Genomic DNA, 17572 nt, shown 5'->3' with positions numbered 1-17572 from the left:
TTACTACCAGTCCGCAGTCAGACCGCAGTCAGGCCGCAGCGCGCTCAGGCCACGAGCGGCTCCGCGACCAGTTCGACGCGCGGCGTCCGCACCAGCAGCACCCGCATCAGCACGGCGCCGAGGCTGAGGGCGAAGATGACCACGGCCATCGGCAGCCCGCTGCTCTTGCCGCCCAGGCCGACCAGCGGTGCGAACACCGCGCCCAGCAGGAACTGGCCGGTGCCGATCATCGCGGACGCGGCTCCGGCCACCGCGGGGGCGTAGCCGGACAGGGCCAGCGCCGTGATCTGCGGCATGATCAGGCCGATCGCGCTGACCATCAGGAACAGGCCGAGCAGGGTGCCCGCGAGGTTGCCGCCGGCCAGGACCGTGGCCGCCAGCAGAACGGTGCTGCCGGTCAGCGACAGCGCCAGGCCGGAGCCCAGGATGCGGGCCGAGGGGATCCGGCCGACCAGCCGGCCGCCGACCTGGCCGGCGATCATGATGCCCAGCGCGTTGGTGCCGAAGACGTAGCTGAACTCCTGCTTCGTCAGGCCGTGGATGTCCTCCAGGACGAACGGCGAGCCGGAGATGTAGGCGAACATCGCCGCGAAGGCGAAGCCGCCGGTCAGGATGTAGCCCATGAAGCGGCGGTCGCGGGTCAGGACGCGGAACGTACGCAACGTGGCCGGCAGCCCGCCGCCGCCGGCGTTCCGGGCCTCCTTCGGGAGCGACTCCTTCAGGCCGAACAGCGTGGCGAGCAACAGCGCCACGCCGATCAGGGCCAGCACCACGAAGACGCCGCGCCAGCTCATGAAACGGGTCAGCTGGCCGCCCAGGACCGGGGCGAGGATCGGCGCGAGGCCGTTCACCAGCATCAGCGTGGAGAAGAACTTGGTGAGCGCGTCGCCCTGATAAAGATCCCGGACCATCGCGCGGGAGATCACCAGTCCGGCCGCTCCGGCGAATCCCTGGAGAAACCGCACCGCGGCAAGGGAGAACACTTCCGGAGCCACCGCGCAGAACGCGGAAGTGACGGCATAAGCGATCAAGCCGATGACGAGCGGCTTTTTCCGCCCCCAGGCATCCGACATGGGACCGGCGACCAGCTGGCCCACGGCCAGGCCGATCAAGCACGAGGTCAGCGTCAGCTGGACGTTCGACTCGGGGGTGTGGAAGGAATGCGCCAGATCCGGCAGCGCGGGCAGGTACATATCCAGCGACAGCGGACCGAACATGGAAAGCGCCCCCAATATCAGGAGCAGCTTCCTGGGGGCGCGCTGAGCGGTCGTCACGCTCCTATGGAAGCACGTCAAGCGAGAAGAAGATTTCGACTACCACGCCCCGGTATCCTGGGGCAATGACTCTCCGCCTGTATGACACAGCCGCGCGGGCGACGCGCGAGTTCGTACCCGTCACACCAGGCAAGGTCTCCATCTACCTGTGTGGCGCCACCGTCCAGGCGCCACCGCATATCGGCCATGTGCGCTCGCAGCTGTCCTTCGACATCGTCCGGCGCTGGCTGGAGTACCGCGGCCACGAGGTCACGTTTGTGCGCAACGTCACAGACATCGACGACAAGATCATCCGTCGGGCCGGCGAAGAGGGTGTGGAGGCCTGGCGGGTGGCGCAACGGAACGAGTACGCGTTCCAGAGCGCCTACCGGCTGCTCGGCTGCGCCGACCCGTCGGTGGAGCCGCGGGCCACCGGGCACATTCCGGAGATGGTCGCGATGATGCGCAAGCTCATCGAGGACGGCCACGCCTACGCCGCCGGCGGCGACGTCTACTTCCGCGTGCGCTCCCTGCCCGAGTACGGCGCGCTGGCCCACTTCAGCGTCGACAACCTGGAGGAGCAGCCGCTCGACGACGTGGCGCCGACCACGCACAAGGAGGACCCGCACGACTTCACGCTGTGGAAGGCCTCGAAGCCGGGCGAGCCGTTCTGGGAGACGCCGTGGGGCCCCGGCCGCCCCGGCTGGCACCTGGAGTGCTCGGCGATGGCGCACCGCTATCTGGGCCCGGCCTTCGACATCCACGGCGGCGGCGTCGACCTGATCTTCCCGCACCACGAGAACGAGCAGGCGCAGTCCCACGCCTTCGGCGACCAATTCACGAAGTACTGGATGCACAACGGCTGGGTCACGCTCAAGAACGAGAAGATGTCCAAGTCGCTGGGCAACTCGGTGCTGGTCTCCGAGCTGGCCAAGCGGTACCGGCCGATCGTGCTGCGCTACTACCTCGGCACCCCGCACTACCGCTCGATGATCGAGTACACCGAGGACTCGCTGCGCGAGGCCGAGGCCGCCTTCAACCGCATCGAGGGCTTCCTGACCCGGGCCCTGGAGACGGTCGGCGGCACCTCGGCGGCCGCCGAGGTGCCGGCCGCGTTCGCGGAGTCGATGGACGACGACTTCGGCGTGCCCGGCGCGGTGGCCGTGCTCTACACCACCATCCGCGAGGGCAACACCGCGCTCGCGGCCGGCGACAAGGAAGGCGTCGCGGCCCATCTGGCCGCGGTCCTGAAGATGCTGGACGTGCTGGGGATGAACCCGCTGGCCCCGACATGGGCCGGGACGGCGGGCGCCGCCGGGGCCGGCACCGATCTGCGGCCGGTGGTCGACTCCCTGGTCAAGGTGGCCCTGGAGCAGCGGCAGGCGGCGCGCGAGCGCAAGGACTACGCCGCCTCCGACGCCATCCGCGACCGGCTGGCGCAGGCCGGCGTCACGGTCGAGGACACCCCCACCGGGCCGCGCTGGACCGTCGCTTAGCCCCGGCGAACGGTCCGCCCCGGATCACCGGGGCGGACCCGCCAAACCGTGCCCCCTCCCCGGCTCACGTAGCGTGGAGCGGGGCACGGTCATTCACGCTGCATGCCAGCTGCTCGGCAGCTGAACGAAACGAAGGTTGGAAAAATTATGGCGAGCAAGGGCGGCGGCCTGGGCGGCCGGGCGAACAAGCCGGGGGCCTCGAATTCGCGCAAGGGCGCACAGAAGGGCTCCGGCGGTCAGCGCCGCCAGGGGCTGGAGGGCCGCGGCCCGACGCCGAAGGCGGAGGAGCGCACCGGACACCCGGCCAAGCGGCGGGCGACGTCGGCGGCCAAGCGGGCCGCGGTGAGCAGCCGCGGCGGCGCGCAGCGCGGCGGGGCGGTGCCCAAGTCGGTGCGCCGCGCCCCCGGCAAGGACGGTCCGGAGCAGGTCGCGGGCCGCAACTCGGTGGTCGAGGCGCTGCGCGCGAACATCCCCGCCAAGGCGCTCTACGTGGCCCAGTACATCGACGCCGACGACCGGGTCCGGGAGTCGATGAAGCTGGCCACCGATCAGGGTGTGCCGCTGCTGGAGGCGCCGCGCCACGAGCTGGACCGGATGACCAACGGCACGCTGCACCAGGGCCTGATGCTGGTGGTGCCGGCGTACGAGTACGCGTACCCCGACGACCTGCTGGAAGAGGTCTACGCGGCGTCCGAGACCCCGCTGTTCGCGGCCCTGGACGGCGTCACCGACCCGCGGAACCTGGGCGCGGTGCTGCGCTCGGTGGCGGCGTTCGGCGGCCACGGCGTGATCGTGCCGGAGCGGCGCGCCGCCGGGATGACCGCCGGCGCCTGGAAGGCCGCGGCCGGCGCCGGGGCCCGGGTGCCGGTGGCCCGCGCCGGGAACCTGACGCGGGCCCTGGAGGCGTACCAGAAGCAGGGCGTGCTGATCGCCGGCCTGGCCGCCGACGGCGCCGTGGCGCTGCACGAGCTGGAGGCCGCCACCGACCCGCTGTGCCTGGTCATCGGGTCCGAGGGCAAGGGCATGTCGCGGCTGGTGTCCGAGCTCTGCGACGTCACGGTGTCGATCCCGATCGCCTCCTCGACCGAGTCGCTGAACGCCGGCGTCGCGGCCGGGATCGCGCTCTACGAGGTGAACCGGCGGCGGGCCGAGGCCCGAGGCTGAGCAGCACAAGCACCACAAGCACCACAAGCACCACCGGAACGAAAAGCACCACCCGCACCACCCGCACAACGCGCACCACCACGCAAGGAGACAGCTCAATGGCGAGCACTGAAAGCGGCGGCCCGGAGCGTCCGGCGCCGATAGGCCCGGTCGACTCCTCGAAGACCCCGCGCTACGCGGGCTTCACGACCTTCGCGCGGCTGCCGCGCCTGGACCAGCTCCCGGCCGGGGAGAAGGCGGACGTCGCGATCCTGGGCGCGCCCTTCGACTCCGGCGTCTCCTACCGCCCCGGCGCGCGGTTCGCGCCGGCGGCGGTGCGCGAGGCGTCGAAGCTGCTGCGGCCCTACCACCCGGGCCTGGACTTCTCGCCGTTCCAGGCGGTGCAGGTGGCCGACGCCGGCGACATCTCGATCAACCCCTTCCACCTGGAAGAGGCGATGGGCCAGATCGAGGCGCACGCCGACGAGCTGGTGCGGGCCGGCTCCAAGCTGGTGACGATCGGCGGCGACCACACCATCGCGCTGCCGCTGCTGCGCACGATGGCGCGCGAGCACGGCCCGGTGGCGCTGCTGCACTTCGACGCGCACCTGGACACCTGGGACACCTACTTCGGCGCTCCCTACACCCACGGCACGCCGTTCCGCCGCGCCTTCGAGGAGGGCCTGCTCGACACGGCGGCGGTGTCGCACGTCGGCACCCGCGGGCCGCTGTACAGCAAGCAGGACCTCACCGACGACAAGCGCATGGGCTTCGGGATCGTGACGTCGGCGGACGTGATGCGCCAGGGCGTGGACGCGGTGACGCAGGCACTGCGGGAGCGCGTCGGCACCCGGCCGCTGTATGTCTCGATCGACATCGACGTGCTCGACCCGGCGCACGCCCCGGGCACCGGCACGCCGGAGGCCGGCGGCATGACCAGCCGCGAGCTGCTGGAGATCCTGCGCGGCCTGGACGGCATGAACCTGATCGGCGCCGACGTGGTGGAGGTCGCGCCGGCCTACGACCACGCCGAGATCACTTCCGTCGCCGCCTCCCACGTGACCTACGATCTTGTGACGCTGCTGGCCATGCAGGGACGCTGAACACAGGGACGGCGACGCGCCGCCCCGCAGAGGGGGGATACCGGTGCTGCCACCCGACAACCACGTCCACAGCGAGTTCTCGTGGGACGCCTTCCGAGGCTCGATGGAGGCGACCTGCGAACGCGCGGTCGAGATCGGCCTGCCGTCGCTGGCGTTCACCGAGCACGCGGATTTCAGCGTCTCCACGCTGCCGCCCGACTTCGTCCTGCCGGAACAGTGGGAGCCGCACACCGCGCACCACCCCGACGGAGCCAGGGTCCTGACTCCCCCGGACCTCGACCTGGCCGGGTACCTGGAGACGCTGGAGCGGTGCCGGGACCGGTTCCCCGGCCTGCGGATCCTGTCGGGGGTGGAGCTGAGCGAGGCGCACTGGTTCCCGGAGCGGACCGCGGACCTGGTGCGGCGCGGCGGGTTCGACCGGGTCCTCGCCTCGCTGCACACCTCGTCGCGGCGCGACGAGGCCTATGAGGACGTGTCCTGGAGCCTGCAGCAGGCCGACCCGGTGGTCGTCTACCGGGCCTACCTGGCCGAGGCGGTGCGGCTGATCGAGGAGTTCGACGGGTTCGAAGTGCTCACCCACATCGACTACCCGGTCCGGTACTGGCCTCGTGACCATCACGGCTTCGATCTCACGGAGTTCGAGGCGGACATCCGGCTGGTCCTGCGCACCCTGGCGCGCGCCGACAAGGTGATGGAGTTCAACACGCGCCTGCCCCTGGACCCGCGCGTGGTCGGCTGGTGGCGCGAGGAGGGCGGGAAGGGCGTGTCGTTCGCGTCCGACGCGCACGTTCCGGAGGCTGTCGGGCACGGTTTCCAGGAGGCGGCCGCCGTGGCGCGCGCCGCCGGGTTCAAGCCGGGCGCCGATCTGTTCGAGTTCTGGGTGCGCGACTGAGCCGGAGGTCCTCGCCGCACGCGACCGAATGTCGAGGTGGCCGCACCACCCTCTCCACCGTGGCGAGATGCGGCTTCGCGGCCGCCACCTAGGCTGGACGGCATGAGACTGCGGCTGGCGTGCTTCCAAGCTCCGGCGACGGATCGCCCGGACGGTTCCCCGGATCCGGTCGCGGACCGCGAGGCCAACCTGGCCGCGCTGGACGAGGCGGCCGGCCGGGCCGCCGCCGAGGGCGCACAGCTGATCATCACTCCCGAGATGTACCTGACCGGCTACAACCTCGGCGCCGAGGCGGTGGCGTCGGTCGCCGAGGGACGGTTCGCGGAGTCGGCGCAGGCGGTCTCACGGATCGCGCTGAAGCACGGGATCGCGGTGCTCTACGGCTATCCGGATCTGGACGGCGACGGCGTGGTCTTCAACGCCGTCCAGCTGATCGGCGCGGACGGGCTGCCGTTGGCGAACTATCGCAAGACGCACCTGTTCGGCGAGGTCGATCGCGCCGCCTTCGCGCCCGGGGACGAGTTGGTGGTGCAGGCCGACCTGGACGGGGTCCGGGTGGGGCTGATGATCTGCTACGACGTCGAGTTCCCGGAGACGGTGCGCGCGCACGCCGACGCGGGCACCCAGGTGCTGCTGGTGCCGACCGCGTTGATGCGGCCGTACGAGTACGTGCCGCGGCAGATCGTGCCGGCCCGGGCGATCGAGTCGCAGCTGTTCGTGGCGTACGTGAACCGGGTCGGCGTGGAGCGGGACTTCGTCTACGCCGGGGAGTCGCGGGTGGTCGCGCCGGACGGCCGCGAGCTGGCGGTCGGCTCCGACCACGAGGAGCTGCTGATCGCCGATGTGGACCTGGCCGATCTGGCCGCCTCCCGCGAGGTGAACACCTACCTGCCGGACCGGCGCACCGACCTTTATGGGGAGAAGAAGAAGTGACGTCCGCCGTCCCGGCGACCGTGCACGAGGTCACCGACCATGTGCACTGCGACTCGCAGAAGCCGATCACCATGTTCGGCCCCGATTTCCCGTTCGCCTACGACGACTACGTCGCGCACCCGGCGGGCCTGGGGGCGGTACCGGAGGCGGCGCACGGCACCGAGGTGGCGGTGATCGGCGGCGGGCTGTCGGGCCTGGTGGCGGCGTACGAGCTGCTGCGGCTGGGGCTCAAGCCGGTCGTGTACGAGGCCGACCGGCTGGGCGGGCGGATGCGCTCGACGCCGTTCCCCGGCGTGCCGGGCTCGATCGCGGAGATGGGCGCGATGCGGTTCCCGCCGTCGTCGACGACGCTGTTCTCCTATCTCGACCGGGCCGGGCTGCGCACCGAGGCGTTCCCGAACCCGCTGGACGCCGCGACCCCGTCGACGGTGATCGACCTCAAGGGCGTCAGCCACTACGCCACCACCCTGGAGGACCTGCCGGCGGTCTACCACGAGGTCGCCGACGCCTGGGCCGACGCGCTGGACGATCCGGCGCACGGCGCCGAGTTCTCGGCGATGCAGCAGGCGATCCGGGAGCGGAACGTGGCCGCCGTCCGGGAGATCTGGGGCCGCCTGGTGCCGCGGCTGGACGACACCTCGTTCTACGGCTTCCTGGCCGCCAGCCCGGCGTTCAAGTCCTTCCGACACCGGGAGGTGTTCGGCCAGGTCGGCTTCGGCACCGGCGGCTGGGACACCGACTTCCCGAACTCGATGCTGGAGATCCTGCGGGTGGTCTACACCGGCGCCGACGACCACCACCGCCGGGTGGTGGGCGGCTGCCAGCAGCTGCCGCTGGCGCTGTGGTCGCGGCCCCCGGAGGACGCCGCGCACTGGCCGGCCGGCACGTCGGTGGCGGCGCTGCACGAGGGCGGGGTGCCGCACGGGGCCGTGACCCGCATGTACCGCACCGCACGCGGCATCACCGTCGCCGACGCCGACGACGAGATCCGCACCTATCCGGCCGCGGTGTTCACCGCGCAGAGCTGGATGATGCTGTCGAAGATCAAGGTCGACGAGACCCTGCTGCCCACGGACGTGTGGACCGCGGTCGAGCGCACGCACTACATGGGCGCCTCGAAGCTGTTCGTGGTCGTCGACCGGCCGTTCTGGCTCGACCCCTCCCCCGCCGACCCGGCGCGCGACACCATGTCGATGACCCTGACCGACCGCATGCCGCGCGGCGTGTACCTGCTCGACGACGGCCCGGACCGGCCCGGGGTGATGTGCCTGTCCTACACCTGGGTCGACGACTCGATGAAGTTCGTGCCGCTGTCGCGGGAGGAGCGCCTGGAGGTCGTCCTGGCCTCGCTGGCCGAGATCTACCCGGGCGTCGACATCCGCTCCCACATCATCGGCACGCCGCTGACCGTGTCCTGGGAGACCGAGCCGTACTTCATGGGCGCGTTCAAGGCGAACCTGCCGGGCCAGTACCGGTACCAGCGGCGCCTGTACACCCACTTCATGCAGGACGGCCTGCCGGCGGCCCAGCGCGGGCTGTTCCTGGCCGGGGACGACATCTCGTGGACGGCCGGCTGGGCCGAGGGCGCGGTGACCACGGCGCTGAACGCGGTGTGGGGCGTGATGCGGCACTTCGGCGGATCGACGAGCCCTGAGAACCCCGGACCAGGGGATGTGTTCGACGAGATCGCGCCACCGATGCTGGACGAGGCCTGAGCTCCGGCAGTCCGAAGGTCACGAATCGGTCACGGCCCCCAACCTGAGCCGGACTCCGACGTCGTACAGTGTGCGGACTCGGAACTTCGAAAGGCACGGCATGGACCAGCGGGGCACTCGGGGCGGACCGCCGGAGCGACAGCACCACTATGACGAGCGATACGGGGAGCCGTTCGACGACCGGTACGAGCACGAGGAGCCGTACGAGGAACCGTACGGGCGCGGGGACGGTTATGAACACGAGGACCGTTACGGACGCGAGGGTCGGTACGAGCGCGAGGAACAGTACCGGAGCGAGGAACGGTACGGGCGCGACGACCGCGACCGCCGTCCCCGTACGGCCTCGGCACCGCCATCGGCGGCCCGGCCCGGCAAATCCAAGGCCCTGATCGCGACTGGCATCGCGCTCACGGTCTTCGCGGTCGGCGCCGTGGCCGTCGTCACGAGCGGAGTCCTGAAGAAGGACGACAAGGCTCCGGCGACCGCGGCCTCGCCGCCCGCCGCTCCGCAGTCCGGAGCCACACCGTCCGCCGCCGCAGCGGCCGCGGCCCTGTACTCCGACCAGGTTCCGACAATCAGCGACGGCACCGATACCGTCCGCGTCAACCACCGCGAGGTGAAGTTCCCCTCGAAGGTCACCGGTGCGGTCTGGTCGCCGAACGGCACCCGGCTGGCCTACCTGGACGGCGACGGGAACGTCGCGACGGCCCTTCCGGACGGGACGGACGTCCGGGTCCTGACCAAGAAGAAGGCCGGGGTCCAGCGGGCGAACGTGGCCTGGGAGGGCTCGGGCGAGGCGGTGTACTGGGACTCGCGCACCGGCACCGGCCGCTGGCTGATCGCCCACAGCGCGATCACCGCGGCGCCGCAGATCGAGAGCAATCTCCAGACCTGGGCGAGCGAACAGGGCGACAAGCAGCCCAACTCCGAGTACGCCGCGACGTCGACGCGCGCCGACGCCATCGGCGCGCGGCCGGACACCCCCGACGTCTTCCGCATCGGCGACACCATCTTCGAGGACGCGTACGTCCGCGCCGGTCTCGACCCGGACTCCAACGGATACGGCGGGTGGGGCTGGACGACTGTCGCGAACGGCTCCGACCCCGCGGTCGCCCCCGACGGCCGGGTGGCTTATGTGGGTTCCGACGGCCAGGTGTGGGTCGCCGCGGCCTCGGAAGGGCTCAGCCTGAAGCCGGTCCGGATCACGTTCGGCGCCGACCATCCCGCGCACCCGGCCTGGTCGCCGGACGGCACCCGGGTGGCCTTCGGGACCAGGACGGATGTGGAGTCGGTGGCGGCGGACGTCCCGCCCGGCGCCACCGCGAACCCGACGCGGCAGGAGGATCCCAAGCCGGGCGTCCCCAGCTACCAGCGCACCGCGCTGGCCCCGGCGGTGCTGGCCTTCGACGGCGCCGATCCGGTCAGCGAGGCGGTCAGCCTCTCGCAGGCCGGGTGGACCGACTACCGCAGCGCGTACCGGACGGCGGTGGCGGGGGCGTCCGGAGCGGTGCTCGTCCCCGCCGACGCGCCCTCCGGCGTCCTGACCGCCGCGGCCGTGTTCGCCGGAGAGAGCGGCCTGGCTCTGTACCCGGTGAGCGGCGGAACCGTTGATCCGCGAGTGACCGCCGAGCTCACGCGGCTGTTCGGGCAGCACGACAAGCGCACCTTCGGGGTCGTCTACTTCGGGCCCAAGGTTCCCGACGGCGTGGCGGCCGCGGTCACAGCCGCCACCGGGCGCGCGCCGGTCGCGAACACCTCGGACGACGTGTACGGCATGGACTTCCTCGCCGAGGGGCTCCACAACCAGGACAACCTGAACCACGACCCCGGCGCGACCGGCACGGCGCCCGCCGTCCCCGCGCCGCTCACCCCGGCGACGGTCACCCTGGTCGTCGCCGACGACGACCGGCCGGCGCTGCTCGCGGCGCTCGGCGTCGTGGCGGCTGCCCAGAACGACGGCAGCCGGGACTATCGCATCGTCCTGACCAAGGGCTCGACCATGCCGGACGCCGCGAAGCCGATCCTCAATGCGGTCAAGGGCCAGCAGGTGGTGGCGATCGGCGCGCACGGCGCGGCAGCGCTGGCAAGCAGCTGGACCGGCAAGCCCGTGTTCAAGGCCACCACGTTCACCGGGGCAACGCCCGCCGCCCTGGCCGAGACAGTCGCGAAGAATCTGCGGTCGGTGGCCGAGGCCGGGTCCCCAGCCGCGACGCTGACCACCGCCGCGGTCCTCCCGGTGCCGACCGACGCCACGTGGAGCAGCGAGCTCCTGATGGCCGCCGCGGGTACTGGGCCGGTGCTGTTCAGCGACAGCGGGTCCGCGCTCGGCGCCGGGGCGCAGGCCCTGCTCAAGCCGACTCTCGCGGCCCTGATCCACGTCGCCACCATCGGTGACGGAAAGGCGCTGGCGACGAATCTCGGCACCGAGTTGGGCGCTCCGCTGCCGTTCCCGGTCCTCACCGACCCGAAGGCGCCGGCCGCCGCCGGGAACTGAACGCGGGCGACGACAAGAGGGACAAGAGCGGCGTGCGGATCCCGATCCGCACGCCGCTCCGTCTTGGCCGGGTTCTCAGTCCAGCAGCCCGCTCACCCGCAGGTCCGGATGCCGCCCCCGCACCGCGAACGTGATCTCGCGCGTGGTCGCGGTCAGCCGCGCCGCCAGATGGCCGATGTCGGCCCCGCTGAGCGGCTTCTGGAAGCCGTACAGCGTCAGCACCATCGCCACCCGCTCGTCCGGGCCGAACACCGGGGCGGCCAGATGGCCGATGCGGTGGGCGCCGGTCCCGAAGTCGTCCATCAGGTACGAGGTGTGCGACAGCTCGGCCAGCAGCGGCGGCACCGCCTCGTGGTCGTCGAGGGACTGGCCCAGGCGGACGCCGAGGACGTCCGGTTCCAGCCCCACCGAGTACCCGCGCCGCCGCACCGCGCGCACACCGTTGCGGAAGCGCTCCAGCTCCGGCCCGCTCAGCGGCTTGCCGACCGCGCGGTCCAGCCAGGTGTCGACCTCGTCGGGCAGCGACCAGGCCATGAACACGGTGCCGATCGGGGGCGCCAGCGGGATGCGCTGGCCGACGCGGACGTGCGGGCCGAACGGCACCACCTCGCCGGCCACCGCGAGGAACACGATCTCCTCGCCCATCGCCGAGGACACCACGCATTGCAGGCCGGTCTCGGCGGCCAGGTGCTGCATCGGGGCGCGGGCGAACTCCACCAGTTCCAGCCGCCGGGCGGCGGCCGCCGAGCCGAGGGCGATCAGGGCCGGGCCCAGGGTGTAGGACTTGTCGCGGGGATTGCGCAGCAGGAAGCCGGATTCGGCCAGCGCGGTGAGCATCGCGTGGGCGGTGGCCTTGTTGATGTCCAGGCGGCGGCACATCTCCGACAAGGAGAAGGCCGTGTCGGGGTGCGCGGCGAGCAGGTTCAGCACCGCCACCGTGCGGTCCACCGCCGGGGCCGGACGGGCCATGGTCCCTCTATCCCTTTGCTCTGTGGGCCTGATCTGCTCTGGAGGCCTGGGCCGTCCCCGGGGCCCCGGCCGCGCCGAGGGCCAGTTCGGCGATCCGGTCCCCGAACACCCGCGCCATGATCCGGTGGCCCTCGTCGCCGGGGTGGATGCCGTCGGCGAGGTGCTCCCGGCGCAGCACCGGCCCGCCGGGGACCAGGTACAGGGCCCGGTCGCCGCGCTCGCGGCGGCTGTGCACCACGTCCTCGATCGCCTCGCGCAGGTCCTCCAGCGTCGCGCCCAGCTTGTTCGGCGTCTGCTCGGCGTCGGGGCGCAGCACCGGGGAGCAGACCACGATCGGCACGTCCGGGTGGCCCTCGCGCACGACGCGCAGGAACGCGTCCATGCCCGCCATCATCATCGTCGCGCTGTGCGGGACCCGGGTCCAGCAGTTGGTGCCGTGGTTCACCGAGATGACGGCCGGCGAGTCCAGCGCGGCGATCTGCTCGGCCGACACGATCTCGCCGCGGGCCGCGCCGGCGTAGCCGAGGTTGACCACGTCCAGGCCGTGGGCCCGGCCGGCCAGGGCCGGCCAGGACAGCGCCGGCTCCGACGCCGACCAGCCCTCGGCGATCGAGTCGCCGTAACAGATCCAGCGCGGCTGCTTCGGAGCGGGGCGCAGTTCGCCCTGCGTCGCGCGCAGCGACACGATCTCCGGCTTCATGCCCTCGGGCAGGTAGACCGTGACCGGCAGCGCCGGATCGGCCTGGGCCAGGTCGAGCATCGCCATGCCCTCGCCGAACATGGCGTCGGCGTGGGTGATGAACTGCTCGCCCTGGTAGGCCGCGAAGAAGGTGCCCGCGCCGTCGCCCCGGTAGCCGAGGTCGGCGGTCCGGGTGCGGTAGGCGATCTGCACCGCGCGCGCCGCCCCCTCGAACTCCAGCCGCACCCCGACCGGGATGGTCGCGGTGCCCCAGGTGTCGATGGGCAGCCGGGAGAAGTCCGCCGGATCGGCCCGGGGATAGGCCGCGCCCTGGCCCGCCGGCCAGGCGCAGCCGGCCAGATAGGGCTCCACGGACGCGGGCCGGGAGGTGCCGCCGCGCCGGCCCCGGTCGGCGTTCGATACCTCGGTTCGCGCGTTGCCCACGCCGCTGTGCGCCGTCATCGGTTCAGTATCAGTCCTCTCCGGGCAAGGAGTACCCGAACTTGGCCGAGACTCCGCCGTCAACGACGATCGTTTGCCCAGTGATATACGACGAAAGGCCTCCGCACAAGAACAAGATTGCTTCCGCGATGTCCGGCGGAAACGCCGATCGGCGCAGCGGAGCGTTGCGCGCGCCCCGTTCCTTCTCCGCCTCGGAGAGGTATCCGGCCACCCGCGGCGTCATGACCAGGCCCGGAGCGACGGCGTTGACGCGCACGCCCTTCGGCCCCAGCTCGACGGCGGCCGTTCGCACCAACGACATCAGCGCGGCCTTGTAGGCGCCGTACGCGCCGTGTGAAGGCGCGGACTGCATGCCGGAAACAGAGGCGACGACCGTGAGCACTCCGCCACCGCCGGCGATCATCCGCGGGGCGCCGAGCCGGACGGCGTTGATCGCGTGCTGGAGCACGATGCCGTGGTGCCAGTCCCAGGCGTCCTGGCCGGTGTCCAGCAGCCGGGCGTACTTGGCCATGCCGATGATGTCGACGATGCCGTCGATCCGGCCGAGCCGGGTCTCCGCGTCCTGATACAGCCGGGCGGCGGACTCCGGGTCGACGGCGTCGCCGGCCCAGGCCACGCCGTCGACCTCCTTGGCGATGTCGTCGGCCAGGCCGGCGTCCAGGTCGACGCAGAAGACGCGGGCGCCGACCGCGGCCAGCGCGTGGCAGGCCTGCCGGCCGATGCCCTGGCCGGCGCCGAGCACGACGAAGTTCTTGCCGTCCAGGCGCAGCAGGCTCGCGTAGTCCGGGACGGCGCTGTCATCGGTGCGGGTCATCGTCGATCAGCCCTCCGGTCGCGGATCAGGACGCCGGCTTGAGGGAGGCGTCGACCCCCTCCTTGGCCAGGGCCGGCAGCACCTCCTTGCCCAGCAGCTCGATGGTCTTCATGACCGACTCGTGCGGCAGGTAGCCGAACTGCACGTAGCAGATCAGCTGGTCGACGCCGAGCTCGGCGTACTTGAGCATCTTGGTGTAGCACTGCTCGGGGTCCCCGACGACGATCATGTCGTGGTCGTTGAAGGACTTGGGGTCGAAGTTCCCGTCGGCCTGCTGCATCAGGTACGGGAAGACCTTGTCCCGCTCGTGCTGGGTCAGGTGCGGCAGCTCCCACTCGGCGGTGAACTCGGCGATGTTCTTGTACCACCACCAGACCGAGTCCCAGATGCCCGACTCCTCGCACTTGGCCATCGTCTCCTCGCAGTGCACGAGGGTGTAGGCGGCGACCCGGTTGGTGGTGACGCGGGTGATCGGCCTGGGGTCGGCGGCCGCGGCCCGGTACAGGCGGATGTGCTCGGCCATCTTCTGGATCGGCTGCAGGATGGAGAAGGACAGCAGCCCCAGGCCCTTGGCCCCGGCCACGGCCGAGGAGCCCTCGGAGGTGGCGGCCATCCAGCACGGCGGGTGCGGGTCCTGCACCGGCTTGGGGGTGACCATGCGGCGCGGGAAGTCCAGGTACTTGCCGTGGTACTCGAAGTACTCGCTCTCCCACATGCCGACGACCGCCTCGATCGCCTCCTCCCACTGCTCGCGGGAGTTGTCCCGGTCCACACCGAAGGCGGTCTGCTCCATCGGCGTGGAGCGGCCGGTGCCCCATTCGACGCGGCCCCCGGACAGGATGTCGGCGGTGGCGACCTTCTCGGCCACCCGCATCGGCGGGGTGAAGGCGTGCGGCATCAGGGTCACGCCGAAGCCCAGCCGGATCTGCTCGGTGCACTGGGACAGCGCGCCGATGATCACCTCGGGCGCCGGGGAGTGCGAGCGGCCCTCCCGGAAGTGGTGCTCGACGTGCCAGGTGGTGTGGAAGCCGAGCTTGTCGCCGAGCTTGATCTGCTCCAGGGCCTCGCGGTAGGCCCGCTGCTCGGCCTCGCGCTGACCGTACGGGTGGGGCTTGGCCCAGGGCTTGGGCACATCGATCTCGTACAGCAGGTCGAGCTTCATCCTCGCGCCTCCACGATGCCTCGTTTGCCGCGGCAAACGCACGGTCCGCCGGTCCGAACGGACCGTATGCCGAATCTGATGGACCGTCAATAGTCATCTGAAGTGCAGCTCAGCCCTGGTTCGCGCGGGTCAGGGGGCGGTCGCCAGGGCCAGCACGGCGTTCGCGGCGGCAAACGGATCCCCGGTCGCGGTGGTCGGATACCCGGTGCCGGACCGCGCCCAGGCGTCGTCCGCCGCGTACCAGTCGGCCGCGGCCAGATCGGTCGCCGCGCCGGTGATCACCGTCTCGTAGGCCGCGAAGTGCCGGCGCCAGCGCGGCAGGTAGACGTCGGCCACCAGCCCGGCCAGCTCGCGGGCGCCGTAGTTGTGCAGCGCGGCGGCCGGCTTGCGGCCGCCCCAGGTGGTGATCAGCGAGCGGGCGTCGTAGCCGCCGGAGCGCAGCCAGGTGCCGAGCAGGAAGCGCTCGTCGGTGGCCAGCAGGGCGTCCAGCAGCCGCATGGCGTCCAGCCAGCGGCCGGTCAGCTCCCGGTAGCCGGCCAGGTCCCGGCCGACGTAGGCGGCCTTGATCCGGGGCAGCAGCACCCGCGCGTGGTTGGCCAGCGCCTGCCGGGTGAAGTCCACGACGTCGTAGCGGTAGGCGTCGGCCGCGCGCAGCGCCGGATCGGCGCGCAGCAGCGCGAGCACGCCGTCCTGGAACGCCGCGCCGTCGTAGCGCATGCCGGGGCCGTCCGGCGCCGCGGCGGTCGCCGACAGGTCGGGCCAGGCGCAGAACAGGCTGTCCTGGGCCTGGCTGAACGGGCCCGGGGCCAGGGCGTAGGCGGTCCGGGCGAAGGCCTGCCAGGCCTGGGCCGCGGCGTCGTCGCGCCGGCCGTAGCGGCGCGCGGCGTACCGGTCGAACCAGTCGGCCAGGTCCACCGGGTCGGCCCGCCAGGCCAGCTCGGTGAACAGCTCGAAGGCCGCCGGGTCGTGGCCGGAGGCCTCGGGCAGCCAGGCGGTGCCGGCCAGCGCCGACCCGGGTCGGGCCAGCGCCTTGGGATAGCGGTCGGCCCAGGTCGGGGCGTTGGCGCCGAGCAGCGAGCGGCCGCCGAAGTTGGTGATGGTGCCGAAGGCGTACGCGGTGCCGCCCCACTGGCCCTCGCGGTCGAAGGTGTCGCCCCGGTCCGAGATGCCGTCGACCACCAGGACCCGGCCCGTCCGGCAGGCCGCGAGGCCGCAGGCGCGCACCGCGTCCAGGACCTCGCGGCGCGGGTTGTCCTGCCAGCCGAGCATCACCCAGGTCGCCCCGGGGCGCGCGGTCTGCAAGGCCGTCATGACGGCGACGGCGGCCGCGCCGATCGGCACGCCGCCGCTGGTCCCGCCCTCGTGCAACAGGTCCATCTTGTAGGCGGTGCCGGAGCCGTACAGCTCGTCCTGGTGCCGGTAGAACGACTCCGCGATCCGCGCGTAGAGCGGATCGCGGGTGTCGAGCCAGTCCGGACGCTGATAACCGTCCCAGTCGCCCTGCGGGACCACCGGGGCGCCGGGATGGCGCCGCGCGAAGCCGGGGGGCACCATCCCGGCGTACCCGGGCAGCACCGGGGCCAGCCCGAGCTCGCGCAGCCGGGCCACGATGTCCCGGACCAGGCTGACGCCGGCCGCCCGGACCTCCGGCGGGGTCGGGCCGGCCACGCCCTGCAGGTTGGCCAGCAGCCACCACGGCTGGTAGGCCGGCGCCGGGAGCCAGGCGTCCAGTTCCTCGGGCTGGTAGCCGAACTCGGCGAACACCCGGCGGTACACCTCGTCCTGGCCGAGCGGGACCAGCACCTCGTTGCAGCCGTGCAGGGCCAGCACGTCCAGCAGGCGCTGCCAGTCGGCCCAGGTCCGGTAGGCCCCGGCGTAGCCGTTCTCGGTGTCGTTCAGGGCGAAGCGGTGCTGGACCACGGCGGCGCCGGAGACCGCGGTGGAGGGCGCCGGGAGCCGCTCGGGGAGCTGCCCGAGGCTGTCACCGGGCAGCGAGACCGTGACGCCGGCCAGGTACTTGAGATACCAGCCGGCGCCGGCCAGCAGCGCCGCCGTACTGGTGCCCTCGATCGCGACCGCGACGTCCGGCGCGGGCCGGGACGGGCCGGTGATCCGGTACCGGTCCACCTCGTCCCGGGCCGGGACGGCGACCAGGTCGATCTGCTCGGCGTGCGCGGGCAGCAGCCGCCGCAGCGCCTGCCGGGCCGGCGTGGTGTCGAACGCCTCCGGCGGCGGCTCCAGGCGCGCCGCCATCGGCTCGGCCGTGCCGCCCGGAGCGGTCCCCGCGTCCACCGGCTCGGCCGGGGTCATCCGGGGTCGCCCGAGATCCGCCGCGCCGACCACTCCGGCCAGCACCGCCGCACCAGTGGCGACCCCATAGCCCAGTACCTTCCGCCGCTCGAACGATTCCGCCATGTTCCCCGCCCACCCGTCCCCGGGGCTCCCGGGGCCTTCCGA

The 17572-nt window shown here is 72.2% G+C and carries 13 protein-coding genes; 7 read left to right on the top strand and 6 right to left on the bottom strand.

Translation table 11 applies throughout. The annotated features are described in order from the left end of the window. Nucleotides 1-44: 44 nt before the first annotated feature. Nucleotides 45-1274 carry a Bcr/CflA family multidrug efflux MFS transporter gene (locus ABD481_RS02345; RefSeq protein WP_344663791.1) on the bottom strand — a complete coding sequence of 410 codons (1230 nt, stop codon included), beginning with the start codon at nt 1272-1274 and terminating at the stop codon, nt 45-47. 65 nt (nt 1275-1339) lie between these two features. Between ABD481_RS02345 and cysS the strand changes: the two genes are divergently transcribed. From cysS to ABD481_RS02310, 7 genes are all read left to right on the top strand, one after another. Further along, nucleotides 1340-2749 (top strand): cysteine--tRNA ligase, encoded by a 1410-nt coding sequence (cysS, locus tag ABD481_RS02340; RefSeq protein WP_344663790.1) that lies wholly within the window; start codon nt 1340-1342, stop codon nt 2747-2749. A 147-nt stretch (nt 2750-2896) separates the two neighbouring features. Next, nucleotides 2897-3913: a 23S rRNA (guanosine(2251)-2'-O)-methyltransferase RlmB gene (rlmB, locus tag ABD481_RS02335; protein ID WP_344663789.1), complete on the top strand. Its 1017-nt coding sequence runs from the start codon at nt 2897-2899 to the stop codon at nt 3911-3913. 98 nt (nt 3914-4011) lie between these two features. Next, the gene (speB, locus tag ABD481_RS02330) at nt 4012-4995 is read left to right on the top strand and encodes an agmatinase (RefSeq protein ID WP_344663788.1); all 984 of its coding nucleotides are present in this window, start codon (nt 4012-4014) and stop codon (nt 4993-4995) included. 43 nt (nt 4996-5038) lie between these two features. Next, nucleotides 5039-5887: a PHP domain-containing protein gene (locus ABD481_RS02325; RefSeq protein ID WP_344663787.1), complete on the top strand. Its 849-nt coding sequence runs from the start codon at nt 5039-5041 to the stop codon at nt 5885-5887. A 102-nt stretch (nt 5888-5989) separates the two neighbouring features. Next, on the top strand, nt 5990-6820 hold the full coding sequence (locus ABD481_RS02320; protein WP_344663786.1) for a carbon-nitrogen hydrolase family protein: 831 nt from the start codon (nt 5990-5992) through the stop codon (nt 6818-6820). Continuing rightward, the gene (locus ABD481_RS02315; RefSeq protein ID WP_425559095.1) at nt 6817-8535 is read left to right on the top strand and encodes a flavin monoamine oxidase family protein; all 1719 of its coding nucleotides are present in this window, start codon (nt 6817-6819) and stop codon (nt 8533-8535) included. Before ABD481_RS02320 ends, ABD481_RS02315 begins: the two co-directional genes overlap by 4 nt. Before the next feature lie 100 nt (nt 8536-8635). Then, complete coding sequence (locus ABD481_RS02310) at nt 8636-11029, top strand: TolB-like translocation protein (protein WP_344663785.1); 2394 nt, start codon at nt 8636-8638, stop codon at nt 11027-11029. Between the two features lie 75 nt (nt 11030-11104). Here the strand turns inward: ABD481_RS02310 and ABD481_RS02305 are convergent, their stop codons facing one another. The 5 genes from ABD481_RS02305 to ABD481_RS02285 form a co-directional block, all read right to left on the bottom strand. After that, nucleotides 11105-11998 (bottom strand): IclR family transcriptional regulator, encoded by an 894-nt coding sequence (locus ABD481_RS02305; RefSeq protein WP_344663784.1) that lies wholly within the window; start codon nt 11996-11998, stop codon nt 11105-11107. Between the two features lie 7 nt (nt 11999-12005). Then, nucleotides 12006-13139, bottom strand: coding sequence for a GDSL-type esterase/lipase family protein (locus tag ABD481_RS02300; RefSeq protein ID WP_344663783.1), 1134 nt, complete (start codon nt 13137-13139; stop codon nt 12006-12008). A 10-nt stretch (nt 13140-13149) separates the two neighbouring features. After that, entirely contained in the window at nt 13150-13953 is an 804-nt protein-coding gene (locus tag ABD481_RS02295; protein WP_344663782.1) for an SDR family NAD(P)-dependent oxidoreductase, read from the bottom strand. Nucleotides 13954-13978: 25 nt separating this feature from the next. Further along, nucleotides 13979-15115 (bottom strand): LLM class flavin-dependent oxidoreductase, encoded by a 1137-nt coding sequence (locus tag ABD481_RS02290; RefSeq protein WP_344663781.1) that lies wholly within the window; start codon nt 15113-15115, stop codon nt 13979-13981. 129 nt (nt 15116-15244) lie between these two features. Further along, on the bottom strand, nt 15245-17530 hold the full coding sequence (locus ABD481_RS02285; protein WP_344663780.1) for an alpha-N-acetylglucosaminidase: 2286 nt from the start codon (nt 17528-17530) through the stop codon (nt 15245-15247). Nucleotides 17531-17572 lie beyond the last annotated feature (42 nt).

Source organism: Catenulispora yoronensis (genome assembly GCF_039531695.1).
GTDB lineage: Bacteria > Actinomycetota > Actinomycetes > Streptomycetales > Catenulisporaceae > Catenulispora > Catenulispora yoronensis.
Note: the sequence above shows the minus strand (reverse complement) of the source record. Positions and strands in the feature narration are given on the sequence as shown.

Bases quoted from the DNA above. Each gene is read 5' to 3' on its own strand.
- rlmB (WP_344663789.1), top strand. From the start codon at position 2,897: ATGGCGAGCAAGGGCGGCGGCCTGGGCGGCCGGGCGAACAAGCCGGGG.
- ABD481_RS02285 (WP_344663780.1), bottom strand. From the start codon at position 17,530: ATGGCGGAATCGTTCGAGCGGCGGAAGGTACTGGGCTATGGGGTCGCC.
- ABD481_RS02320 (WP_344663786.1), top strand. From the start codon at position 5,990: ATGAGACTGCGGCTGGCGTGCTTCCAAGCTCCGGCGACGGATCGCCCG.
- ABD481_RS02295 (WP_344663782.1), bottom strand. From the start codon at position 13,953: ATGACCCGCACCGATGACAGCGCCGTCCCGGACTACGCGAGCCTGCTG.
- ABD481_RS02300 (WP_344663783.1), bottom strand. From the start codon at position 13,139: ATGACGGCGCACAGCGGCGTGGGCAACGCGCGAACCGAGGTATCGAAC.
- speB (WP_344663788.1), top strand. From the start codon at position 4,012: ATGGCGAGCACTGAAAGCGGCGGCCCGGAGCGTCCGGCGCCGATAGGC.
- ABD481_RS02305 (WP_344663784.1), bottom strand. From the start codon at position 11,998: ATGGCCCGTCCGGCCCCGGCGGTGGACCGCACGGTGGCGGTGCTGAAC.
- ABD481_RS02290 (WP_344663781.1), bottom strand. From the start codon at position 15,115: ATGAAGCTCGACCTGCTGTACGAGATCGATGTGCCCAAGCCCTGGGCC.
- ABD481_RS02310 (WP_344663785.1), top strand. From the start codon at position 8,636: ATGGACCAGCGGGGCACTCGGGGCGGACCGCCGGAGCGACAGCACCAC.
- cysS (WP_344663790.1), top strand. From the start codon at position 1,340: ATGACTCTCCGCCTGTATGACACAGCCGCGCGGGCGACGCGCGAGTTC.